Origin of the sequence: Bradyrhizobium sp. 63_E2_N1_3 (genome assembly GCF_052076005.1) — a bacterium.
Classification (GTDB): domain Bacteria; phylum Pseudomonadota; class Alphaproteobacteria; order Rhizobiales; family Xanthobacteraceae; genus Bradyrhizobium; species Bradyrhizobium barranii.
This window is the reverse complement of record NZ_CP197235.1, coordinates 6,366,021-6,389,800: the sequence shown is the minus strand read 5'-3', so window position 1 is coordinate 6,389,800 and position 23,780 is coordinate 6,366,021. Positions and strand designations below refer to the sequence as shown.

The following is a 23,780-nucleotide window of genomic DNA, read 5'->3' as shown; positions in this document are numbered from 1 at the left end:
CATGGGACGCATCATCTGCTGCGGTCTCGGCCCCGGCGATCCTGATATGATGAGCGTGCGCGCCGATCGGACGGTGCGGGCTGCGAAGCATGTCGCCTATTTTCGCAAGAAGGGCCGGCCCGGCCAGGCGCGGCGGATCGTCGAAGGCATGTTGGCTTCCGACGTCACCGAATACGCAATGGAATATCCTGTTACGACGGAGCTCGCTTTCGATAGCCCGGAATATGTGCAGCTCCTCGCCAGCTTCTACGACGAATGGGCGGAACGGCTGGCGCGGCTTTCGCGGGCGGTCGATGTCGTCGTGCTCTGCGAGGGCGATCCTTACTTTTACGGCTCCTTCATGCATCTGCACACGCGCCTGCAAGGCCGTGTCGAGATCGAGGTGATCGCGGGGATTCCCGGCATGGTCGGTTGCTGGAACGGCGTCGGACAGCCGATCGCGCTTGGCGACGACGTGACGACGGTGCTGATGGGGACGCTCGCCGAAGACGAACTCGAGCGGCGCATGCGCGATTCCGATGCGCTGGTCATCATGAAGACCGGCCGCAATCTCGCAAAGGTGCGTCGCGCGCTGGCTTCCGCCGGCCGGCTGGACGATGCCTGGCTGGTCGAGCGCGGCACCATGCCGGGCGAGCGCGTGGTGCGGCTCGCCGAGATCGATGCCGCCGACTGTCCATATTTTGCGATCGTGCTCGTGCACGGCAAGGGCCGGCATCTGGACGCCGCCGAATGACGGGCACGCTGACCATCGCGGGCCTCGGGCCGGGCAGCGATGCGCTGGTGACGCCCGAGGTCTCCGCCGCCCTTGCCGCCGCCACCGACATTCTGGGCTATGCGCCCTACGTTGCGCGCGTGCCGCCGCGGGCAGGGCTCACCTTGCACCCCTCTGACAATCGCGAAGAGCTGCAGCGCGCAAGCGAGGCCCTGCGGCTTGCGGCCGAAGGCGGGCAGGTCGTCGTCGTCTCCTCCGGCGACCCCGGCGTCTTCGCGATGGCGTCGGCCGTATTCGAGGCGCTCGAACAGGCGCCGCAATGGCGCGAGCTTCCCATTCGCGTTTTGCCTGGTATCACAGCGATGCTGGCGGCAGCCGCGCGCGCTGGTGCGCCGCTCGGCCATGATTTCTGCGCGATCAATCTCTCGGACAATCTCAAGCCGTGGGCGGTGATCGAGAAGCGCCTGCGGCTGGCCGCGGAAGCCGATTTTGCCATTGCGATGTACAATCCGCGCTCGGCAAGCCGGCCGGAGGGTTTTGGCCGCGCGCTTGCGTTGTTGAAGGACGCCGGCTGCGGCGAGCGCCTCGTGATCTTCGCGCGCGCGATCAGCGCCGCCGATGAAAGGATCGAGACCGTCACGCTGAACGAAGCGACGCCTGAGATGGCCGACATGCGCACGCTGGTGATCGTCGGCAATTCGCAGACGCGCCGCGTCGGCCGCTGGGTCTATGCCCCGAGGCAGGCGCGATGACCGAGCCACTGCATGATCTCGGCCACGCTCTCAACCCGCTGGCGATCGGGCAACTCGGGCCGCGCGATCACGATCACGGGCAGGCCGAGCATGCGGGCCGCGTCGATCTTGGCGCGTGCGCCGTCGCCGCCGGAATTGCGGGCGACAATCCATGCGATGCCGCGCGTGCGCATCAACTCGAGCTCGCCGTCGAACGTGAACGGCCCGCGCGACACGATCACGTCCGCAGCGAAAGGCAGCGGTGCTTCGGGCGGATCGACGAACCGCAGCGTGTAGGTGTGCTGCGGCTTGCTCGCGAATGGCGCGATGTGCTGCCGGCCGATGGCGAGGAACATTTTTGCCGGCGTCTCGGGCAGCGCAGCGACCGCGGCGGTGACGTCGGCGACTTCGATCCAGTTGTCGCCGGGCGCCTTCGTCCAAGGCGCGCGCTCGAGCGCGATCAGCGGCGTGCCCGTTTGCGCGCACGCCTGGACCGCGTGGCGGCTCATCTCGGCAGCGAAGGGATGTGTGGCGTCGATCACATGCGTGATGCGCTCACCGCGAATATAGTCCGCAAGCCCGCTCACGCCGCCGAAGCCGCCGATGCGGGTCGGCAGCGGCTGATCGGCGGGCGCGCGAGTGCGACCGCCATAGGAATACACGGCGTCGATGCGCGCGCGTGCGACTTCCGCGGCGAGCAAGCTCGCATCGGCGGTTCCGCCCAGAATGAGGGCGCGCGTCATGGCTGATCCCTGGCTGACCATCATCGGTATCGGCGAAGATGGCCTTGCCGGGCTGTCCGAGGCAAGCCGAAAGGCGCTTGCCAAGGCAGAAACTGTTTTTGGTGGCGAGCGTCATCTCGCGCTTGCTGATGTGGAGGGGCGCGGTCGCCCGTGGCCGGTGCCGTTCGACGCAGACATCGTGGTGAGCTGCCGCGGCCGGCCGACGGTGGTACTCGCCTCCGGCGATCCGTTCTGGCACGGTGCCGGTGCAAGTCTCGCCGAGAAGCTCGATGCCAACGAGTGGATCGCGCATTCGGCGCCATCGACCTTCTCGCTCGCCGCCGCGCGGCTCGGCTGGCGCCTCGAAGCCATTGCCTGTCTCGGGCTTCATGCCGCGCCGTTCGAGCGTCTCGTGCCGTATCTGGCGCCCGGTGCGCGCATCATTTGCCTCATGCGTGACGGCAAGGCGGCCGGTGATCTCGCCAAATGGCTGAGCGAGCGCGGGTGGGGCGCCTCGGCGTTCTGGACTCTCGCCGCGCTCGGCGGGGCGCGCGAAAGCATCGCTGAGCATCGTGCCGACGGCTTTGCGGGCGATCTCGCCGAAAACCTGGTCGCAGTGGCCGTCGAGGCGAGGGGCGGGCAAGGCATTCCCCGCAGCTCCGGCCTGTCCGACGATCTCTTTGCTCACGACGGCCAGATCACCAAACGGCCGGTGCGCGCGCTGGCGCTCTCGGCGCTGGCGCCGCGTCCCGGCGAGCGGCTGTGGGATATCGGCGCGGGTTCTGGCTCGATCTCGGTCGAATGGGCGCTGTGCGGCGGGACGGCGAGCGCCATCGAGGCGCGCGAGGATCGTGCCGCGAATATCCGCAGCAATGCAACAGCGTTCGGATTGGCGCATCGGATCACCGTCATCACGGGGAGCGCGCCCGAAGCTCTTGCCGGACTGGAAGCGCCGGACGCGGTCTTCATCGGTGGCGGTCTCGATATCGAGATGTTCGATGCCATCTGGTCACGGCTTGTGCCGGGTGCTCGGCTCGTCGCGCATGCGGTGACGCTGGAAACGGAAGCGCTGCTCGGCGAGCTGCACCAGCGCCATGGCGGCGAGTTGATGCGGGTCGAGATTGCCCATGCCGCGCCGCTCGGCCGCTACCGGTCCTGGGAAGCGTCGCGGCCCGTGGTGCAATGGAGTGCGGTTCGATGAAAGTCGCCGGACTCGGATTCAAGAAGGATGTCACGCTGGCTTCGCTGCGCGAGGCGCTGCTGGCGGCCGGTGGTCCCGAGGGCCTTGCGGCGGTCGCGACTGTTAGCGACAAGGCGGAAGCGGAGCCGCTCAAACAGCTCGCGCGCGAATGCGGCGTGCCGATCAAGGCAGTCTCGGCTGAAGCGTTGGCTAACATCCACACGCCGACGCAGTCAAAACTCGTCGCGGAAAAGTTCGGCACGGGCTCGGTCGCTGAAGCCGCTGCGCTCGTTGCGGCTGGCCCTCGCGCGCGATTGATTGCGACGCGGGCGGTCTCGCGGGATCGCACCGCGACCGCCGCGATCGCGGAAGGAGACGGCGCATGACGGTGCACTTCATCGGTGCCGGGCCGGGCGCTCCGGATTTGCTGACGTTGCGCGGACGCGACTTGATCGCGGCCTGTCCGGTCTGCCTCTATGCGGGCTCGCTGGTGCCCGAGGGCGTGCTGGCGCATTGCCCGCCCGGCGCCCGCATCGTCAACACCGCACCGCTGTCGCTCGACGAGATCATCGCGGAGATCGCTGCCGCGCATTCGGACGGCAAGGATGTTGCCCGCTTGCATTCGGGCGATCTCGCGATCTGGTCGGCGATGGGCGAGCAGCTTCGCCGCCTGCGCGCGCTCGGTATTCCCTACACGGTCACGCCGGGCGTGCCGTCCTTCTCGGCTGCAGCAGCTGCACTAGAGGCTGAGCTGACGCTGCCCGGTCTTGCCCAGTCAGTGGTGCTGACGCGCACGCCGGGCCGCGCCAGCGCGATGCCTGAGGGCGAAAAGCTCGCAGCGTTCGCCGCCACCGGAGCGGTGCTCGCGATCCATCTGTCGATCCATCTGCTCGACAAGGTCGTCGCAGAGCTCACGCCGCATTACGGCGCGGATTGCCCCGTCGCGATCGTCTGGCGTGCGAGCTGGCCGGACCAGCGCATCGTTCGCGCCACGCTGGCGACGCTCGATGCCGCCGTCGGCACCGAGATGGAGCGCACGGCGCTGATCCTAGTCGGCAAGACGCTTGGTGCTGCGGATTTTGACGAGAGCCGTCTCTATGCCGTCGACTACGACCGCCGCTATCGGCCGGTCGGTGCCGATCCGCGCTTTCCGGAGGCATCGTGATGCCGGCAGGGCTCGTCATCTCCGCGCCGGCCTCCGGCGTCGGCAAGACCACGCTGACGCTGGCGCTGGCGCGCGCCTGGCGCAATCGCGGATTGAACGTGCAGTGCTTCAAGAGCGGGCCCGATTATATCGATCCCGCCTTCCATGCCGCTGCGACGGGGCGCGCTTCCGTCAACGTCGATAGCTGGGCGATGGATCGCGGGGCGATAGCTCATCTCGTCGGTCGCGGCACTGATGCCGATGTCGTGCTCGCGGAGGGCTCGATGGGCCTGTTCGACGGCGTCGCCGCGCGCGGCGTCTCCGGCACCGGCGCCACCGCCGACATTGCTGAGATGCTGGGCTGGCCGGTGCTGCTGGTGATCGATCCCTCCGGACAGGCGCAGACGGCGGCGGCGATCGCCGCAGGCCTTCGTGACTATCGCGCCGGTGTGCGCCTTGCCGGCGTGGTGCTCAACCGCGTCGCCAGCCCACGTCATGAAGATCTCGTGCGGCGTGCACTCAACGACGCCGGCATCGCCGTGTTCGGCGCGCTGCCGCGCCATGCCGAGATCAGCCTGCCGAAACGGCATCTCGGCCTGGTGCAGGCCGAGGAGCAGGCCGAGATCGGCAAGCTGATCGACGAAGCCGCGCGCTTCGTCGCCGAGCATGTCGATCTCGATGCGGTGCTGCGATCGGCAGCGAGCTGGTCGCCGCAACCGGCGGCAAACGGCATGAATGTGACGCCGCCCGGGCAGCGCATTGCGTTGGCCCGCGATGCCGCGTTCTCCTTCATCTATCCGCACATGCTGGAAGCCTGGCGCGCGGCGGGCGCCGAGATATCGACCTTCTCGCCGCTTGCCGATGAAGCGCCTGACGCGAGTGCCGATGTCTGCTGGCTGCCCGGCGGCTACCCTGAGCTGCACGCGGGGAAGATCGCGGCCAATGCTCGCTTTCGCGACGGTCTGCGTGCCTTCGCTGACAAACGGCCGGTGCACGGCGAATGCGGGGGCTACATGGTGCTGGGAACCGCTCTGACCGACGCCGACGGCGTCCGTCATGAGATGACGGGCCTGCTCGGACTGGAGACGAGCTTTGCCAAGCGCCGCATGCATCTCGGCTATCGTCTCGCTGCGCTCGCCGCGCCGATGCCGGGCCATCAGGCCGGCGCGCGCCTGCGCGGTCATGAGTTCCACTATTCGACGATTATCGCGCAGCCGGATACGCCGCTGGCGGTCGTGCACGATGCAACAGGCGCGGTCATCGCCGAGACCGGCTCGCGCCGCGGTCATGCCACCGGCACGTTCTTCCATCTGATCGCGGAGGATCGGTGAGCGGTTTTGTCACTTTCATCTCGGCCGGCCCCGGCGACCCGGAGCTCCTCACGCTCAAAGGTGCCGCGCGGCTGCGCGATGCCGACGTCGTGCTCTATGACGACCTCGCCTCCGGTGCGATCCTCGATCTGGCCCGGCCCGGCGCCAATCTCGTCGCGGTCGGGAAGCGGGCAGGGCGGCCCTCGACCAAGCAGCACCACGTCAACCGCCTGCTGGTCGACTATGCCGCGGCTGGTGTCCGTGTGGTGCGGCTGAAATCGGGCGATGCGGGTATCTTTGGCCGGCTCGAGGAGGAGCTGGAGGCGCTGCGCGAAGCTGGCATCGGCTACGAGATCATTCCCGGAATCACCTCGGCCTGTGTCGCCGCTGCGCAAGCCGGCATTCCCCTGACCCGGCGCCACACCTCGCGCCGGGTGCAGTTCGTGACCGGGGCCGATGTCACCGGCGAGCTGCCGCAGAATTTGAACTGGGCGGCGCTGGCTGATCCCGAAGCGACCACCGTGGTCTATATGGGCCGGCGCACCTTTCCGGCGCTTGTCGCAAAATTGATCGAGCACGGCCTCGCGCCTGATACCCCGGCGCTGTTCGCCGAATCCCTCGGTCGTCCCGACGAGCGGCTGGTCCGCACCACCATTGCCGAGCTGGCCGAGCAACTTGCGCGGGGCGGCGCTGCCTCGACGGCCGCCGTGATCCTGTTCGGCGCACTGGCCGGGGATTATCCGTCATGACCGTCCCGGCCGCCCTTCGCCCCTTGACGCCCGGCTGGCGAAAGGGGCACACAGGAGATGCATGGTGCTCGAGGCGGCGCAAACCGCCGGAGCATAATCGGGAATGGGGGTGGGCGGACAGTTGCGCCGCCCAAAACCCCAGCCGCCCCCGCGACTGTAAGCGGTGAGGGACTCCGATCAGCCACTGGGCCGCAAGGCCCGGGAAGGCCGGAGAACCCCAGTGAACCGCGAGCCAGGAGACCGGCCGTGCATGTCTTGTGGCCAAGGCCGTCGGGTGTGACGGCAGGAAGGAACTGAACCATGCATATCGAACCCGGAGTCGTATCGGGCGCCAAGCTCGTGTTGAGTTACGCAACCGGCATCGCCGTCGGCGGCGTTGCGCTGAAGCTCGCGGTCGAGACCGTGCGCGAGCAGGGCATCACGTCGTTCGCGGCGCGGACGCTCGCCACCACGGGCCTCGTGTTCGTCTTCTTCGAGATCCTGCCGCACTTCCCGGTCGGCGTCTCCGAGGTGCACTTCATCCTCGGCTCGACCCTGTTCCTGCTGTTTGGGGCAGCGCCCGCGGCCTTCGGCCTTGCGTTCGGACTGTTGTTCCAGGGCATCTTCTTCGAGCCGCCCGATCTGCCGCAATTCGGCATGAACGTCACCACGCTGCTGGTGCCGCTGTTCGGGATCCAGGCGATCGCCGCGCGGATCATTGCCCGCAACACCGCCTATGTCGATCTCAGGTATCGCCAGGCGCTGGCGCTTTCGACCACGTATCAGGCCGGCGTCATCGCCTGGGTCGCGTTCTGGGCGCTCTATGGCTCGGGCTTCGGTGCGACCAACCTCGTCAACATCGCGACCTTCGCGGCCTCCTACGCGCTCGTCATCGTGATCGAGCCGCTGGCCGACCTCGGTGTGCTGGCGCTGGCGAAGTCGCTGCGCGGCGTCACCGCGCCCGGCCTCGTTACCCCGCGTTTGCATAACGCGGCTTGAGAGAGACAAGCGAACGGGCGGCCGTGATGGCCGCCCTTCGCACTCACGATGCTCACGCTCTCCCTGATAGGCATCGGTTGCGGCGATCCCGAGCAGCTCACGCGCGCCGCCGTTCAAGCCATCAACGCGGCCGATCTCATCCTGATCCCGCGCAAGGGGACGGCGAAGTCCGATCTCGCAGATCTCAGGCGGACGATCTGCGCGGATGTGCTCACCAATCAAACGACGCGCATTGCCGAGTTCGATCTTCCCGTGCGCGATGCCGGTGAAGCGGATTATCACAAGGGCGTGGACGATTGGCACGAGGCCGTGGCCGCGGCCTGGTCGCAGACGATCGCCAGCCATCTCGGTGATGATGGCAAGGTCGCGCTGCTGATCTGGGGCGATCCTTCGCTCTACGATTCCTCGCTGCGCATTGCGCGGCGGCTCGATCCCTTGCCTGATATCGAAGTTGTGCCCGGCATCACCTCGATCCAGGCGCTGTGCGCGGCGCATGCGCTGCCGCTCAACGACATCGGCGAACCCTTCCTCGTCACGACGGGGCGCCGCTTGCGCGAGGGCGGCTGGCCGCAAGGCGTCGATACCGTGGTGGTGATGCTCGACGGCGGCACGGCGTTCCAGTCGCTCGATCCTGCGGGGCTGCACATCTGGTGGGGCGCTTATCTCGGCATGCCCGATCAGATCGTCATGTCGGGCGTTCTGGCCGAGATCGGCCCGCACATCATCGCCGCGCGACAGGATGCGCGCGAGCGGCACGGCTGGATCATGGACAGCTACATTCTCAAGCGCAGGCCGTAAGCGAGGCAGCATGCTCCCTGAATGGGTCACCCGGAAATGCCCCGATGTCTCCGCTGTCCATCGCGAGGCGGCGCTCGCGCGTCAGGCGCAACTGACGAAGCCGGCTGGCGCGCTCGGCCGGCTGGAGCAGCTTGCGGTCGAGCTTGCGGGCCTGCAGGCGACCGAGCAGCCGCGTGCCGCGCGGGTGCCGATCATCGTCTTCGCCGGCGATCACGGCATCGTCGCGCAGGGCGTGTCGGCCTATCCGCAAGGAGTGACCATCGCGATGATGGCGAATTTTGCCTCGGGCGGTGCCGCGATCTCGGTGCTGGCGCGTGAGCTTGGCTCAAACCTTGAGGTCGTCGACGCCGGTACGCTGGCACAGGAGGAGATGGCAGGAATCGTCACCGACAAGCCGCGCAGCGGCACGCGCGACTTCAGCGTGGAAGCCGCGCTCACCCCCACGGAGCTGGCATTCGCCTTCGAAGCCGGTCAGCGCGCAGTCGCGCGCGCAGACGCCGGCAGGCCCGATCTCCTGATCTTCGGCGAGATGGGCATCGGCAATACCACGACGTCGGCGGCGATTGCGGCGAGCCTGCTTGGCATCAGTGCCGAGGAGATCGCGGGCAGCGGTACCGGCGTCGATGCGGCCGGCCGTGCGCACAAGGCGCGCGTGATCGACGCTGCGATCGTGCGGCATGGCGTTGCAGGTGCTTCGCCGGAAAAGATCCTGTGCGCCGTCGGCGGCCTCGAAATCTCGGCGATCTGCGGCGCCATCATTGCGGCTGCACAAGCCCGCATTCCCGTGTTGATCGATGGCTTCATCGTATCCGTGGCCGCGTTGGCGGCGGTGCGGCTGAACCCGTCGTGCCAGCCATTCCTGCTGCCGTCGCATCAATCGGCGGAGCAGGGGCATCGGCTGGTGCTGCGCGCGCTGAACGTGCAGCCGTTGATCAGCCTCGATCTCAGGCTCGGCGAAGGATCGGGTGCCGCCATCGCGCTGCCGCTGGTGCGGCTCGCGTGCAGCCTTCACAACGGCATGGCGACCTTCGCGCAGGCCAACGTGCCGGATCGCCCGGCCTGATCCAGCTCAAGCCGCGCGCTGATTGACCGCGACGACGCGCCAGCCGGTGGCGAGCCGGTCGATCCGGGTCAGTGACAACGGATCGATCACGAAGCGCAGGGCCGCTTGTGGTGTCAGATCCAGAGCAATGCAGAGTGCGGCGCGGATCGTGCCGGAGTGCACGACGAGCGTTGCTGAGCCGGCGCCGATTTGCGCGAGACCCAGCCGGACGCGCGCGACCTGATCCTCAAAACTTTCGCCGCCCGGCGGCCGGCCGCGCGCCGGATTGCTCCAGAACTGCGCATAGGCCTCGCCGCCGGTCGCCGCGAGCTCGTCATGCCGCAGGCCGGTCCAGTCGCCAAAATCCTGCTCACTGAATTCGGGCACCAACGCGGGTTCGAGTCCCAGCGCGCGCGCCGTCTCAACCGTACGTCGCGCCGGGCTCGCCAAGCTCGCAGCATCTGGCGGAAGCCTCTGCCGCAACGCCTCCAGCTGCACGCGATCGCCGAGATCGGCGGGCGCGTCGGCTGCGTGGATCGTCCCTTTGGCGCCGTCGACGGGCGCATGCCGTATCAGCCAGAGGAAGGTCTCGCCTTCCATGCCTATCTCCAGGGAAGTTGGTCGCTGTGGTAATAACGTCGCACCGGCACATTGACTCTGTCTTGTCGGTAATCCTAGATGGCTTTGACGGTTTCCCCGAGTGGGGATGAAAAGGGAATGCGGTGCGGGGATTTTGTCCCCAATGCCGCGGCTGCCCCCGCAACTGTAAGCGGCGAATCTTGCGTCACGAGCCACTGGGTATCTCGGTCCCGGGAAGGCGATGCAAGGTACTGACCCGCGAGCCAGGAGACCTGCCGTCAGCCGTGGTCACACGCGAAGATGTCGGTCGGGGAGTACAGACATTCGGCTTCATCGGAAGGCTCATAAGCCGGAAGATGGGACCTTGGTTCGCGGTGACGTGCCACTGACGTCACACCGAGGTCCCGAACTGTGTCTTCCATTCGTCTTGTACGACCGCGTTGCTTCCTGCTCGCTTCCGCCGCGCTTACGTCATTTGCCACCCTCGATCTGCCTGCCGCCGTGGCGCAGCAGGCCCGCGAGCCGCTGCCGCCGGTCGAGGTGTCGCCCGCCCAATCCCGCAAACCGGCAAAGCCGGCGGCCCGGGACGCGCAGAGCCCACGCCGCGCAGCATCGCGCAGGCCAGCGGCCGCATCGGCCGCGGCCAAGCCCGTCGTGCCGACCGCGGCGGCGCAGACGCCGCTCAACACCAATGTGGTTGCCGAGAGCGCCTCGCGCCTCGGCCTGACCGTGCAGGAGACACCCGCGACCGTCGAAGTCATCTCGGCCGCGACCATGCGGGAGCAGGGCTATCGCACCGTGTCGGAGGTTGCGCAGGGCGCGGTCGGTGTCACCTCCGGCGACAATCCGGCCGAGCCCGCGGCTTTCTCCATGCGTGGCTTCACCAACAGCCAGATCAACATGCTCTACAACGGCATCAAGATCGGTCCGCAGAACATGACCTCGCGGATCACGGATACGGCCAATCTCGCAGCCGTGGAATTTTTGAAAGGTCCGGCCTCGCTGATGTCGGGCGAAGGTGCCGCCGGTGGCGCAATCAACTTGATCACGAAGCAGCCACACACCGGGCCGATCCGGAATGAAGCTGACTTTTCCTGGGATTCGCTCAACTCGTTCGGCGTCCATTACGGCTCGGGCGGCAGCACTAACGTGCAGGGGCTCGACTACCGCTTCGACATCAGCCGCGCCTCGCTCAATGGCTTTGCCGACGACACCAATACCAAGACGTTGGATGTGTCTGGCCAGCTCAATTACCGCATCTCCGACAGCCTCAAGATCTGGGGCGCGATCGAGTACCGGGAAGATCGCTCGAAGGCCTATTGGGGCGCACCGCTGGTACCGATCGCCTTCAGCGGCTCGCATGCGACGAGCGGCATTGTTTCGGGCAATTACGTCTCGAACTTCAACAAAACGAAGCTCGGTGCGATCACGATCGACGATCGTACCTTCAACACCAATTACAACGTTCTCGACAACCGCAACGTGGCACAAGAGGTGTGGCTGCGCGGCGGCTTCGAACTGAAGCTGGCGCCTGACCTGACGCTGAAAAGCCAAGCCTATGCCTATGGCGCGGAGCGTACCTGGTTCAACAACGAGATCGAGGCTTTCAATGCCAGTACGGGCCTGCCCAACTCGAACATGGTCGATCGCGAGCGCTTCTATGTTGCACATAGCCAACGCCTTGTCGGCAACATTACCGACCTGATTTGGGACGCTAATATCGCAGGCTTCGACAACCGCCTGGTCACGACACTTTCGTCCAGCTATCTCGATTTCGTCAGGCCAGGCGCGGCCAACTTCCCGGACGATTACGTCTCGCTCGTCAATCCCGACCGTGGCCTTTACGGCCTGCTCACGACGCAGCAACAGACCGCGCGCATCGACAACGAAGCGCTGTCGTTCGAGGACCGGCTGAAGCTCACGCGAACCTTCGCGCTGGTCGGCGGCCTGCGCGTCGAGCATATCGGGCTTGACCGCAACTCGACCGACTCCGCCGGGCTGGAAAAGGCGAACTTCCCGTTCTCGACGTCCTGGGTCCCGACGACGGGGCGTATCGGCTACACTTGGGAGGCCGTTCCGGGCCTGACCTTCTTCAGCCAGTATGCGACCGGCGCCGATATCTCGGCCAACAACATCTTCCTGCTCGGCCCGACCCAGCCGCTCGACCTGACCACCGCGCGCACCTATGAGACCGGCGTCAAGCACCTGTTCTGGGACAACAGGGCGGAGTGGTCGTTCTCGGCCTACGACATCCTGCGCAAGAACGTCTATGCAGCGGCCGGCGGCATGCAGCTCAACATCGCAGGCCGGCAGGAGTCGAAGGGCGTCGAGCTCGCCGCGGCCGTACGCCCGATCGATCCCCTGCGGCTCTGGGGCAACATCGCTTATGTCGATGCACGCTATGCCGACTACAATTTTGCCGGTGGTTCGTTCTCCGGCAACACGCCGCCGAACGTGCCGCGTGTCGTGGCCAATGCCGGTGCGTCGTACCGGTTCTTCACGCCCTGGCCGGTGGAGCTCGGCATCACGGGCCGCTATGTCGGCGACCGCTACAACACCGATGCCAACGTCGTGACGATGAAGGCCTACACCGTCGCCGACGTCTACGCCTTCGTCGACATCCCGAAGACGGTGTTCAACGCGGTCGACCAGGCCCGTCTGGGCTTCCGCGTGCGCAACATCACCGACAAGCGCTACGCGATCTGGGGCGATCCGTTCTATCCCGACCAGATCCTGCTCGGTGCGCCCAGGACCTATGAGCTCTCGGCCGCGTTCAAATGGTAGGGCGCTGACCACATGATGAACGCGATCGTGCTGCTACATCGCTGGCTCGGGATCGCGTTCTGCCTGCTGTTCGCGATGTGGTTCGCGAGCGGAATCGTGATGCACTTTGTCCCGTTTCCGTCATTGACGGAGGCGGAGCGCTTTTCCGGACTTACGCCGGTTGATCGCGGAGAGGTGAGGATTACGGTCGCGGATGCCGTCGCCGCGAGCGAGATCGCGGACGCCACGCGCGTTCGCCTGGTCCAGCGGAGCGACGGGCCGGTCTATGTCGTGTCGGACCGGTCGCGTGTGGGCGCGGTCCATGCCTCCGACGGACGGGATGCATCGGTGACGTCCGCCGACGTCGCGGTCGGTATCGCGCGGGATCATGCCCGGCAACGCGGGCTCGATGCCGCGCGGGCGGCGATGATTTCGGGCGCGGATTATGATCAATGGAGCGTACCCAACGGCTTTGATCGACACCGGCCTCTGTTGCGCGTCGCTCTTGGCGATGCGGCCGGAACCGAGGCCTATGTCTCCTCGCGCACCGGCGAAGTCGTGCTGGATACGACCCGCAGCGAGCGCGGGTGGAATTGGGCCGGCAGCGTCCTGCACTGGATCTATCCGACGGTCCTGAGGAGCAACTGGTCCCTTTGGGATCAGGTGGTCTCGACATTGTCGCTGGTGGCTTTTATCGCCGCGACGCTCGGCGCGGTGCTCGGAATTACCAGGATCAGGATTCGAGGGCGTCGGGTCTCGTCGCCTTATCGCGGGTGGCACGCACTGCATCACATCATTGGTCTCGTCGCGACCGTTTTCGTGCTGACCTGGAGTTTCAGTGGCTGGCTCTCGATGGATCACGGCCGGCTGTTCTCGCGTGGGGAGCTGACCCCGACCGAAGCGGGCGTGGTGTATGCCACGCCTGACTGGACGACGGCCTCTCCGGTCGGTCAGCCGTCGGCTCGCGAAGTCGAATGGTTCGCCGTCAGCGGTGTCGTCTACCGGCGCGACCGGATCGGCCTCGCCAGTCAGACCTTGACCAAAACGGCGGAGGCGAGCCGCAGCGGGCCGGTGGCATTCCTCGGCGAGAAGGATGTCCATGACCTGACGACGCGCCTTGCGCCGGACTGTGGCGCCCCGTCCGTTCTTGCCGACAATGACGACTATCCCGCGCACTCGGCTGTCCCCGGAGCGCCCGTCTATCGCTCCCGATGCGGCGACCTCTGGTTCGACATCGACGGTGCCGACGGCCGCGTGCTGCAAAGACTGGATGCCTCGCGGCGGGCCTATCGCTGGTTCTATGGCGCGCTTCACACGCTCGATTTTCCCGTTCTCATGGCGCATCCGCGTCTGCGCGATATCATGGTCGTCGGGCTCTGCTTGCTCGGGCTGGCATTTTCCGTCACCGGCATCGTGATCGGCTGGCGGCGCTTGCGGTCGACGTTCGCGGCTTGAGCTGCGTATCGAGCAAATCATATGCGCCATGCAAATTGCGGGTTGCGCGGGCGATGGCAGGCGCGGATGATCGTCCGAGGGGGCGCAGCGGTGCGCTCTCTCAATGGGGCGATCGTGATCGATGTCAATTCAGCGCAAGCGCCTCGGCATGATGACCCCGTCGTCAAACTCGGTGCTGGAGCCCGTCACCAATTCCATGCTGCATGGCGTGGCCGGCGTCACCGCTCATTTTTCGCGCTTCCGCGTTACCGAGATCGCGCTCGATGCCGCGGCGCTGAACCAGTTCGATGCCTCGGTGATGCTGCCGGTGGCGGATCTGTTGGCGGACGCCAAGGTCGATGCCATTGCCTGGAACGGCACATCGGCAAGCTGGCTCGGTATCGACCGCGATCGGAGCCTGTGCGAAGCGATCGCGGCGCGGACCCATGTCCCGGCGACGACCTCCACGCTCGCCTGCATCGACGCGGTCCGCGCGCTCGGCGCCGGACGTGTCGGCCTGGTCTCACCCTATACGGACGACGTGCAACGGCGGATCGGCGATGGCTGGGCCGAGGAGGGGATCGCCCCTCACGCCGAGCGGCATCTCGGCCTGCGCGATAATTTTTCCTTCGGTGAGGTCACGCCCGCGACGATCGCCGACATGATCCGCGCGGTCGCGGCGGACGGTGCCGATGCCGTCGTCATTCTCTGCACCAATCTCGACGGCGCCGCGCTGGCTGCCGCACTCGAACGGGAGTTGGGCATCGCCGTGCTGGACTCGGTCGCGGTCACGCTGTGGCGGACGCTCGAGCTCGCCGGTGGCGACATCGCGGCCCTTGCGGCGTGGGGCCGGATCTTCCAGACATCAGCGATCATCAAGTGACGGAGACACCTGTGACGCAGCTCGATCTCGCCATTCGCGGCGGCACCATCGTGACGGCCAGCGACGAGTTTCGCGCCGATATCGGCATTCGCGACGGGCGCATCGTCAGCATCGCCGACCGCATTGAAGGTGCGGCGCGCGAGATCGACGCGACGGGTCTGCTGGCGCTGCCGGGCGGGATCGACAGCCACGTCCACATCTCCCAGGCCTCCGGACCCGACGTCGTGATGGCCGACGATTTTGCTTCGGCAACGCGCGCGGCGGCGGCCGGCGGCAACACCATGGTGCTGCCCTTCGCGCTCCAGGAGAAGGGGACGTCGCTGCGCACCTGCGTCGAGAACTACCGCAAGCTCGCCGAGGGCGAATGCTACATCGATACCGCCTTCCACCTCATCATCTCCGACCCCACCGCAGTCGTACTCGGGCAGGAGCTGCCGGCTCTCGTCAAGGATGGCTACACCTCGTTCAAGGTGTTCATGACTTATGACGACCTCGTGCTCAGCGACAAGCAGCTGCTGGAAGTGTTCGACGTCGCGCGCCGCGAGGAGGCGCTGGTCATGGTCCATTGCGAGGGTTACGACGCGATCCGCTTCCTCACCGCGAAGCTCGAACGCGAGGGCCATATCGCGCCCTATTATCACGGCACCTCGCGGCCGCAGGCCGTCGAGCGCGAGGCGACGCATCGCGCCATCAGCCATGCCGAGGTGATCGGCGTCCCCATCATGATCGTGCACGTCTCCGGGCGCGAGGCGATGGAGCAGGTGCGCTGGGCCCAGCAGCGCGGACTGCCGGTGCATGCCGAGACCTGCCCGCAATACATCACGCTGACGGCCGACGACATGAAAGGCCTGAACATGGACATGTCAGGCGCAAAGTATGTCTGCTCGCCGCCGCCGCGCGATGCCGAAAGCCAGCAGGCGATCTGGGAAGGCATCACCACCGGCGTGTTCCAGACCTTCTCGTCCGATCACTGCCCGTTCCGCTACGACGACCCCAAGGGTAAGCTGACGCCGAATTCCCGCACCTCGTTCCGCTGGGTGCCGAACGGCATCCCCGGCGTCGAGACCCGGCTGCCGATCCTGTTCTCGGAGGGCGTGTCGAAGGGGCGTATCAGCTTGCAGAAATTCGTCGAGCTGACCGCGACCAATCATGCGCGGATCTACGGGCTCTATCCGCGCAAGGGCTCGATCGGCGTCGGCTTCGATGCCGATATCGCGCTGTGGGATCCGAAGCTGACAAAGACGATTCAGCAGGCCGACCTGCACCACGGCGCGGACTATACGCCGTGGGAGGGCTTTGACGTCACCGGCTGGCCTGTCACCACCATCGCGCGGGGCCGCGTGGTGTACGAGCAGGGCAGGATCGTCGGCGACAAGGGTGCGGGCGAGGTGCTCAGCCGCGGCAAGTCGAGCCTGGTGTGACGGAAAAATAACCGCATCGGGACGACGCCATGTCGTCTGTTGCGCATACCATCCTCGCGCTGCTGCGGCATCATTGATCTCTTTTCGCCGGCCGCCTTTCGGTGTAGCTCTGCGCTCACTTATGAGGCGGCCGGGCGCCAATGCTGATCGCCGCCGAAATCATGCAGGAGACACCAGGGATGTACCCGAAAGTTCAGATGTTCATCGCCGGCGAGTGGACCGACGGCACTTCCGGCAAGTCGGAGGACATCCTCAACCCCGCCACCGGCCAGCCGATCGGCAAGACCCCTCACGCCTCGCGCCAGGACCTCGACCGCGCGCTGGAGGCCGCCAAGGCCGGCTTCGAGATCTGGCGCAAGACCTCGCCGTTCGACCGCTACAAGCTGATGCGCAAGGCCGCCGACATCATCCGCTCGCGCGCCGCCGAGATCGCACCCGTGATGACCATGGAGCAGGGCAAGCCGGTCGTGGAAGCCCAGGGCGAGACCATGCTCGCCGGCGACCTGATCGACTGGTTCTCCGAGGAAGCCCGCCGCGCCTATGGCCGCATCGTGCCGCCGCGGATGGGCAACGTCTCCCAGCTCGTGACCAAGGAGCCGGTCGGCCCGGTCGCCGCATTCACGCCCTGGAATTTCCCGATCAACCAGGCGGTCCGCAAGATCTCGGCCGCGCTTGCCGCCGGCTGCTCGATCATCGTCAAGGGCCCGGAAGAAACCCCGGCAAGCTGCATGGAGCTGGTGCGCGCCTATGCCGACGCGGGCATTCCGGCCGGCGTCGTCCAGCTGGTGTTCGGCGTGCCGTCGGAAGTGTCGGAATATCTCATTCCGCACCCGATCATCCGCAAGATCAGTTTTACGGGCTCGACCGCGGTCGGCAAGCATCTGGCCGCACTCGCCGGCCTGCACATGAAGCGTGTCACCATGGAGCTCGGCGGCCACGCGCCGGCAATCGTGTTCGCGGACGCGGACCTCGACAACGCCGCCAAGATTCTCTCGGCCAACAAGTTCCGCAATGCCGGCCAGGTCTGCGTCTCGCCGACGCGCTTCCTGGTGCATGAGAGCGTGTATCAGCCCTTCGTCGACAAGTTCGTCGCCGCCGCCAAGAGCCTGGAGGTCGGCAACGGCCTCGACAAGGACACCCGCATGGGTCCGCTGGCGAACCCGCGACGCGTCGACGCGATGGAGGGTCTGGTCTCCGACGCTGTGCAGCGCGGGGCCAAGGTGCAGGCCGGCGGCAAGCGCATCGGCAACGAAGGCTTCTTCTTCGAGCCGACTGTCATCACCGACGTGCCGCGCGATGCCCGCATTATGAACGAGGAGCCGTTCGGACCGCTTGCCCCGATCACCTCGTTCCGCAGCTATGACGAGGTGGTGGCCGAGGCGAACCGCCTGCCGTACGGCCTTGCGGCCTATGCCTATACGACCTCGACCAAGACGATGCAGGCGATCGGCTCCGATATCGAGAGCGGCATGGTCTCGATCAACCACCATGGCCTCGCGCTGCCGGAAGTGCCGTTCGGCGGCATCAAGGATTCCGGTTACGGCTCCGAAGGCGGCCTCGAGGCGATCGAGGGTTATCTCAACACGAAGTTCGTGACGCAGGCGAGCGCGTAAAGAAAAGTCGCGTTGTCATTCCGGGGCGCGCGAAGCGCGAACCCGGAATCCATCGCGCCGCGCGTAAAGAGGGAAAATGGATTCCGGGCTCGCGCCAAGCGGCGCGCCCCGGAATGACGGTGGATAGGACCTGCGTTGCCTGACGGGCGAGACATGGACAACAGCCGTCACCCGAGCAAGCGCGTGTCCCTTGCCGGGATGCATATCGACCGGAATTCGGCGGTGCCGCTGCATCTGCAGATCGCGGCGCACATCCGCGACGGCATTTTGCGCGGCGTCTTTCCGGCTGGAACGCAATTTTTGGGATCCCGCGAGATCGCGCGCGAATTGGGCTGCTCGCGCACGGTGGTGTTGACCGCCTGGGATCTGCTCTACGCCGAGGGCTATCTTGAATCGATGCCGCGCGGAAGTGTCATGGTGGCGTCCGTGGCGACCCCACATGCCGAGCCTGCGTCCGCGACCTCGTCTACGGCCAAGCCCGCCCACATGTCGGAGCGCTGGCGCTCGCTGCTTGCCTTCGACTACGAGACCAACTGGCCGTCGGAATTCAGCCCGGGCGCGCCTGATATCTCGACCTTCCCATTCAAGGACTGGTCGCGCCTGCTGCGCCAGTCCTGGCAAAATCCAAGGGAGCAGGAGTGTCTCGATCTTCCCTCGGAAGGCCATCCGCGCTTGCGGAGCGAGATCGCGAATTTCCTCGGCTCGGTGCGCGGGCTCGTTTGCTCGCCGGAAGAGGTCGTCGTCACCTCGGGCACATCGGGCGCGCTTGATTTCTGCAGCCGGATGATCCTCGATCCCGGCGACGAGGTCTGGGTCGAGGAGCCCGGCTTCGTCGAGGCCCGGTGGGCGCTGACGGCCGCTGGCGCGAAGCTCGTTCCCATTCCGGTCGATGACAAGGGCCTCGTCGTCTCAGAAGGGATCCGGCGCGCGCCGGGCGCGAAGCTGATCGTGGTCACGCCGTCGCATCAATATCCGCTCGGCGTCAGCATGGGGCTGGAGCGGCGGCTCGAGCTGCTCGATTGGGCCAACAAGAACGACGTCTGGGTGATTGAGGACGATTACAATTCGGAGTTCAGGCACCAGGACAGCATGATCGCCTCGTTGCGCTCGCTCGATCGCGAGGGGCGGGTGATCTATTTCGGCACCTTCTCGAAGATCATGATGCCGAATTTGCGGCTTGGCTACATCGTCGCCAACAGGCATTTCATCGAAGGCTTTTCCAGGGGCCGCGCGCGTATCGATGTGCACACCTCCGGCATCGGTCAGCTCGCGCTGGCCGAGTTCATGCGGGAAGGGCACCTGCTGCGGCATCTGCGCGGGATGCGGCGGATCTACGCCGCACGCCGGAAGGCACTGATCGATGCGATCACAGCGCTGATGCCTGACGATCTCACCGTATCCTCCGCCGTCACCGGATTGCATCTGGTGGCGCTGTTCACTGAAGCAATGCAGGCACGCATGAGCGACCGCGAGGCGGCCGCGGTCCTGAAGCAGGCCAGCATCCACGTCCAGCCGCTCTCGCAAAACTTTCTGGAGCAGCCGACGCGGCAGGGCCTGGTGTTCGGCTACGGGCGGCTGCGGGTCGAAGATGCCTCGCCGCTGCTTGCGAGAATCGCGGCTTGTATCGGCAGCGGCTGCCGCAGTGCATCATCGGACCCGCCAATATCCTCCCTTACTGTTCGTACAATAAAGAGAAGCTGAGCCGACCGTCGTGCATAGCTCGTAGGCATGCGACTATCCCGCATCGCCGTTCAACCGCCTGGAAATTAGACAGACGTTTTTGAGTGCTCCGATTGCAGTGCAGCGGGCGTCACGATTTGCACGGAGAAATCCGTGGTGCACTGCACGTTTGTCGCGCGGAACGGTTGGCGTTCGTGTGCTCTCTGCGCGGGCATGGCTGCACCAAAACGTGCAGCCGGTGTTGCACCGCGTGATGCCGGTCCTGCGCTGGTCTAGTGGTTTGCGACAACTCTGGCCCTATCCCGAGCCCATCGCTCTGTCGCACGCTCGCAGGCGGTGGCATGACAGGGGATGATGATGAGCGCTCTCGGTTTGGCATTGGACGTTGCGATGGACGGCAAGCACCCGGCGTCCGGTTCGGACGTCATCCGTAACTGACCCCGCACATGAGTTCCTCCGAAAATCACTGGGAAGTCGGCACCGATATCGGCGGCACCTTCACCGACATCATCGCCATCAGGCGCGACTCCGCGGAGGCGCGGATCGCAAAGGTGCCGTCGCGCCCCGACGCGCCGGTTCAGGCGATGCTGGAAGCGATCGAGGCGGTGGGCCTGCGCAAGAGCGAGGTCAAGCGCTTCGTGCACGGCACAACGCGCGTCACCAACGCCATCGTCGAGAACCGGCTGCCGAAGGTCGCGCTGGTCGCGACCGAAGGGTTCGCCGATGTGCTCGAGATCGCGCGCTATCGCCGCCGCGATCTCTATCGTCTCGACATTCCGCCGAAATCACCGCCTTTGGTGCCGCCCGAACGATGCTTTGGGCTCGCCGAGCGCCTCGATCACGAAGGCCGGGTGCTGAAGGCGCTGGATGAGACCGAGATCGAGCGCCTGGTGGCCTGGCTGAAGCAGACCGGCGTGCAGAGCGTCGCCGTGGCGCTGCTTCACGCGTATGCCAATCCCGTCCACGAAAAGATGCTCGGCGAACGGCTCAAGGGCGTCGTCGCCCACGTCTCGCTGTCGCACGAGGTCAATCCCGAGGCGCGCGAATACGAACGGACGTCGGCGACTGTGTTCAACGCGGCCGCGATGCCGATCGCGGTGGAGTATCTCAGCGAGCTGGAGCAGCGGTTGCCGATCGGCGCCGGCTTGCAGGTGTTTCATTCGGCCGGAGCCATGGTCCCGATCTCAGCCGTGAAGCGGCGGCCGCTGGTGATGGCGATGTCGGGGCCGGCGGCCGGCGTCTCCGCATCGGTCAGCATCGCGCGCCAGCTCGGTACATCGCGCATGCTCACCTTCGACATGGGTGGCACCACGACGGACGTCTGCCTGATCGTCGACGGCCAGGCCGAGATGACCGACGGCCGCATGCTAGGCGACAAGCCGCTGCGTCAGCCGATGCTTGCGGTCCATTCCATCGGGGCCGGCGGCGGATCGATCGTGCGAAACGGTCCCGGCGGCCTGACGGTCGGGCCGGAGAGCGCCGGCTCCGAGCCGGGGCCGGCCTGCTACGGCCGCGGCGGCACCGAGCCGACCATTACCGACGCCAACGCCGTGCTCGGCTATCTCAATCCCGAGACCAAGCTTGGCGACCGCATCGGCATCGACATCAAGGCAGCGGAACGCGTCATCGAGCCGATTGCGCGCGCCTTGGGGCTGAGCCTGACCGAAACCGCGCTCGGCATCATCAAGGTCGCCAACGCGACCATGGCCCGCGCGCTTCGCCGCGTCACGGTCGAACGCGGCATCGACGGACGCGACTGCACGCTGCTCGCCTTCGGCGGCGGCGGCCCGATGCATGCCGCAGGCCTTGCCGATCTCTACGGGATTGCAGAGGTCGTGGTGCCGAGCGCATCCAGCGCCTTTTCGGCGCTGGGCTGTCTCACCGCTGATTTCAGCTTTCTCCAGCAGCAGACGCTACGCGCCGCCCTAGATGGCATCGATCTCGCGCGCGTGTCGGAGCGGATCGGGACGCTGATGGACGATGCTTCGGCGCCGCTGATCGCCAACGGCGTTGCGAGGGCCGAGATCCAGGTCGAGCTTGTGGCGCTGATGCGCTACGCGGCGCAGAATGACGCCATTCCGGTGCCCTTCACGTTGCCGCTCGACGTGACCAAGCTGAAGAAGGACTTTCTGGCGCGGCATCACGAACTGTTCGGCTATGCGACCAGCGAGCCCTGCGTCATCGAATCCGTGCGCGTGCAAGCGCGGCGCCCGTCGACGACGGTGGTGAGCCGGCCGGCGACTGCGGTGAGGGCGGTGTCGTCAGGCAAGCGCGCCTGCTCATTCGACGGCCTCCACGATATCCCAACCGCCATCATTGATCGCGCCAAATTGACCGATGTCGTCAGCGGCCCCGCGATCATCGAGGACGCGTGGTCAACGGTGGTGGTCCCGCCGGGCTGGCAAGCTAAACCCGATGTATCAGGCAATCTGTTCCTGACGCGGAGGACGGCATGAAGCTCGATCCGTTCGTTGTCGAGGTTATCAGGCACGGGCTCTCGGCCGCGGCCGAGGAAATGAGCCTGGTGATGACGCGCTCGGCGCGCTCGCCGCTGCTGCGCGAGGCCGGCGACCTGTCATCCGCGATCACGGATGGCCGCGGCGGCCTGGTCGGGCAGGGCCGCGACATCCCGATCCATCTCGGCGCGATGGCCTACACCATCCCCGAGTTGCTGAAGGTGATGCCGCGCGACAGCCTGAACGACGGTGACGTCGTGATCTATAATGTCGGCGCGCTTGGAGGCAATCACCTCAACGACGTCAAGGTCGTGCGTCCCGTCTTCGTCGACGGCGAGATCGTGGCGTTTGCGGTGAGCCTCGCGCACTGGCCCGACATCGGCGGCACCTGGCCGGGCAGCTATTTTGCCAAGGCGATCGACACTTTCCAGGAGGCGATGCGGATTCCGCCGGTGCTGATCGCCACGTCAGCCGGCGTCAACACGCCGATCGTACAGCTGCTCAAGGCCAACGTCCGCGATCCCGAGTCCTGCGAGGGCGATCTGCTCGCCCAGATAGCCGCGACCAAGGCCGGCGAGAAGCGCATCGTCGAGCTTTGCCGCGAGCACGGCAAGGCGGTGTTCACGGCGACGCAGTCGCGGCTGCACGATCTCTCCGAAATCGAGATGCGGGAGGCGCTCCGCGACCTGCCTGATGGCGTCTACGAGGGCGAGGATTATCTCGACGACGGCAGCGTCAACAATGCACCTGCGCGCATCCATGTGAAAATCACCATTCGCGGCGACGAGGCGACCTTCGACCTCTCCGGAAGCTGCGATCGCGTCTCCAATTTCTGCAACACGACGCCGTTCATGGCACGCTCAGCTGTCGCCTATGCCGCACGCATCATGAGCGGGCGCGACATGCACCAGAACGCGGGCGCGCTCCGGCCTTTGACCATCATCACGCGCCCGGGCTCGATCCTGGAGCCGGGCTGGATGGCGTCCGTGGCCGCCGGCAACCACGAGACGTCCATGCGCATCGTCGATGCGATTTTTCGCGCGATGCAGGACACCATCCCTGAGCGTCTGTCGGCGGGCGGAGCGACCACGGCGGGCGTGCTGTTTTTTGCCGAGCCGCGGCAGAACGGCTCGTGGAAGATGCTCTACGAGGTTCACGGCGGTGGTGAGGGCGCGCGGCATGATCGGGCCGGCATGTCGGCGACGCGCGTGCATCTCTCCAATACGTCGAACACGCCGGTCGAGGTGATCGAGGCGAGCTACGCGATCCGCCTGGAGCAGCAGGCCATTCGCCGGCAGTCCGGCGGCGCGGGCGCCCATCGCGGCGGTGACGGCTCCGTTCGCACCTATCGCATCCTCGCGCCTTCGATGCACCTGACCACCTGCATCGAGCGCATGGTGATTGCGCCGTTCGGCATGCAGGGCGGCGAAGCTGGCAAGGCCTGCCGCATCTCGCTGGTGCGGAAGGGCGAAAACGTTGCGATCGACGGCAAGTCGAACCTGGTGTTGCAGCAAGACGATCTCGTCACGATCGAGATGTGCGGCGGCGGCGGCTATGGCGCCGCGGCCGCGGAGTGAGGGGATTG

20 protein-coding genes and 2 riboswitches are annotated in these 23,780 nt (G+C 66.3%); of the genes, 18 read left to right on the top strand and 2 right to left on the bottom strand.

What is annotated here, in order from left to right; translation table 11 throughout:
* The first annotated feature begins 1 nt into the window (after position 1).
* Complete coding sequence (locus AB7531_RS30610; RefSeq protein WP_063984432.1) at positions 2–733, top strand: precorrin-2 C(20)-methyltransferase; 732 nt, start codon at positions 2–4, stop codon at positions 731–733.
* On the top strand, positions 730–1,464 hold the full coding sequence (gene cobJ, locus AB7531_RS30605) for a precorrin-3B C(17)-methyltransferase (protein ID WP_063984431.1): 735 nt from the start codon (positions 730–732) through the stop codon (positions 1,462–1,464). Before AB7531_RS30610 ends, cobJ begins: the two co-directional genes overlap by 4 nt.
* Here cobJ and AB7531_RS30600 read toward each other — a convergent pair.
* A complete protein-coding gene (locus AB7531_RS30600; protein ID WP_063984430.1) occupies positions 1,440–2,186 on the bottom strand; it encodes a cobalt-precorrin-6A reductase in 747 nt (248 codons plus the stop codon). The genes cobJ and AB7531_RS30600 overlap by 25 nt on opposite strands.
* Between AB7531_RS30600 and AB7531_RS30595 the strand changes: the two genes are divergently transcribed.
* The 8 genes from AB7531_RS30595 to cobT all read left to right on the top strand — a co-directional run bounded on the left by AB7531_RS30595 (position 2,185) and on the right by cobT (position 9,387).
* Positions 2,185–3,366: a bifunctional cobalt-precorrin-7 (C(5))-methyltransferase/cobalt-precorrin-6B (C(15))-methyltransferase gene (locus AB7531_RS30595; protein ID WP_063984429.1), complete on the top strand. Its 1,182-nt coding sequence runs from the start codon at positions 2,185–2,187 to the stop codon at positions 3,364–3,366. The two genes, AB7531_RS30600 and AB7531_RS30595, sit on opposite strands and share 2 nt — an antisense overlap.
* Positions 3,363–3,731 carry a cobalamin biosynthesis protein gene (locus AB7531_RS30590; protein WP_063984428.1) on the top strand — a complete coding sequence of 123 codons (369 nt, stop codon included), beginning with the start codon at positions 3,363–3,365 and terminating at the stop codon, positions 3,729–3,731. Before AB7531_RS30595 ends, AB7531_RS30590 begins: the two co-directional genes overlap by 4 nt.
* On the top strand, positions 3,728–4,510 hold the full coding sequence (gene cobM, locus AB7531_RS30585) for a precorrin-4 C(11)-methyltransferase (protein ID WP_063984427.1): 783 nt from the start codon (positions 3,728–3,730) through the stop codon (positions 4,508–4,510). Before AB7531_RS30590 ends, cobM begins: the two co-directional genes overlap by 4 nt.
* The gene (locus AB7531_RS30580) at positions 4,510–5,820 is read left to right on the top strand and encodes a cobyrinate a,c-diamide synthase (protein ID WP_063984426.1); all 1,311 of its coding nucleotides are present in this window, start codon (positions 4,510–4,512) and stop codon (positions 5,818–5,820) included. Before cobM ends, AB7531_RS30580 begins: the two co-directional genes overlap by 1 nt.
* A complete protein-coding gene (gene cobA, locus AB7531_RS30575; RefSeq protein WP_063984425.1) occupies positions 5,817–6,548 on the top strand; it encodes a uroporphyrinogen-III C-methyltransferase in 732 nt (243 codons plus the stop codon). Before AB7531_RS30580 ends, cobA begins: the two co-directional genes overlap by 4 nt.
* Positions 6,549–6,593: 45 nt before the next feature.
* Positions 6,594–6,811: riboswitch (cobalamin riboswitch) on the top strand.
* Between the two features lie 37 nt (positions 6,812–6,848).
* Positions 6,849–7,526: an energy-coupling factor ABC transporter permease gene (locus AB7531_RS30570; protein WP_063984424.1), complete on the top strand. Its 678-nt coding sequence runs from the start codon at positions 6,849–6,851 to the stop codon at positions 7,524–7,526.
* A gap of 48 nt (positions 7,527–7,574) precedes the next feature.
* Entirely contained in the window at positions 7,575–8,324 is a 750-nt protein-coding gene (gene cobF / locus AB7531_RS30565) for a precorrin-6A synthase (deacetylating) (protein ID WP_063984423.1), read from the top strand.
* A 10-nt stretch (positions 8,325–8,334) separates the two neighbouring features.
* Entirely contained in the window at positions 8,335–9,387 is a 1,053-nt protein-coding gene (gene cobT / locus AB7531_RS30560) for a nicotinate-nucleotide--dimethylbenzimidazole phosphoribosyltransferase (protein ID WP_063984422.1), read from the top strand.
* Between the two features lie 6 nt (positions 9,388–9,393).
* Here the strand turns inward: cobT and AB7531_RS30555 are convergent, their stop codons facing one another.
* Positions 9,394–9,966 (bottom strand): histidine phosphatase family protein, encoded by a 573-nt coding sequence (locus AB7531_RS30555; protein WP_063984421.1) that lies wholly within the window; start codon positions 9,964–9,966, stop codon positions 9,394–9,396.
* A gap of 71 nt (positions 9,967–10,037) precedes the next feature.
* Positions 10,038–10,239, top strand: a riboswitch (cobalamin riboswitch).
* Between the two features lie 117 nt (positions 10,240–10,356).
* Here AB7531_RS30555 and AB7531_RS30550 point away from each other — a divergent pair.
* From AB7531_RS30550 to AB7531_RS30515, 8 genes are all read left to right on the top strand, one after another.
* The gene (locus tag AB7531_RS30550) at positions 10,357–12,729 is read left to right on the top strand and encodes a TonB-dependent receptor (RefSeq protein WP_231144489.1); all 2,373 of its coding nucleotides are present in this window, start codon (positions 10,357–10,359) and stop codon (positions 12,727–12,729) included.
* Positions 12,730–12,741: 12 nt separating this feature from the next.
* Positions 12,742–14,163 (top strand): PepSY domain-containing protein, encoded by a 1,422-nt coding sequence (locus AB7531_RS30545; RefSeq protein WP_231144490.1) that lies wholly within the window; start codon positions 12,742–12,744, stop codon positions 14,161–14,163.
* A 121-nt stretch (positions 14,164–14,284) separates the two neighbouring features.
* Positions 14,285–15,025 carry a maleate cis-trans isomerase family protein gene (locus AB7531_RS30540; RefSeq protein WP_063984418.1) on the top strand — a complete coding sequence of 247 codons (741 nt, stop codon included), beginning with the start codon at positions 14,285–14,287 and terminating at the stop codon, positions 15,023–15,025.
* Positions 15,026–15,036: 11 nt separating this feature from the next.
* Positions 15,037–16,446 carry a dihydropyrimidinase gene (hydA, locus tag AB7531_RS30535; protein ID WP_063986533.1) on the top strand — a complete coding sequence of 470 codons (1,410 nt, stop codon included), beginning with the start codon at positions 15,037–15,039 and terminating at the stop codon, positions 16,444–16,446.
* A 179-nt stretch (positions 16,447–16,625) separates the two neighbouring features.
* The gene (locus tag AB7531_RS30530) at positions 16,626–18,059 is read left to right on the top strand and encodes an NAD-dependent succinate-semialdehyde dehydrogenase (RefSeq protein ID WP_441280215.1); all 1,434 of its coding nucleotides are present in this window, start codon (positions 16,626–16,628) and stop codon (positions 18,057–18,059) included.
* Positions 18,060–18,212: 153 nt separating this feature from the next.
* Positions 18,213–19,760, top strand: a complete 1,548-nt coding sequence (gene pdxR / locus AB7531_RS30525) for a MocR-like pyridoxine biosynthesis transcription factor PdxR (RefSeq protein WP_063984417.1) — start codon at positions 18,213–18,215, stop codon at positions 19,758–19,760.
* 425 nt (positions 19,761–20,185) lie between these two features.
* Positions 20,186–22,195 carry a hydantoinase/oxoprolinase family protein gene (locus tag AB7531_RS30520; protein ID WP_063984416.1) on the top strand — a complete coding sequence of 670 codons (2,010 nt, stop codon included), beginning with the start codon at positions 20,186–20,188 and terminating at the stop codon, positions 22,193–22,195.
* Positions 22,192–23,772: a hydantoinase B/oxoprolinase family protein gene (locus AB7531_RS30515; protein ID WP_063984415.1), complete on the top strand. Its 1,581-nt coding sequence runs from the start codon at positions 22,192–22,194 to the stop codon at positions 23,770–23,772. The genes AB7531_RS30520 and AB7531_RS30515 overlap by 4 nt, the downstream gene beginning before the upstream one ends.
* Positions 23,773–23,780: the final 8 nt, after the last annotated feature.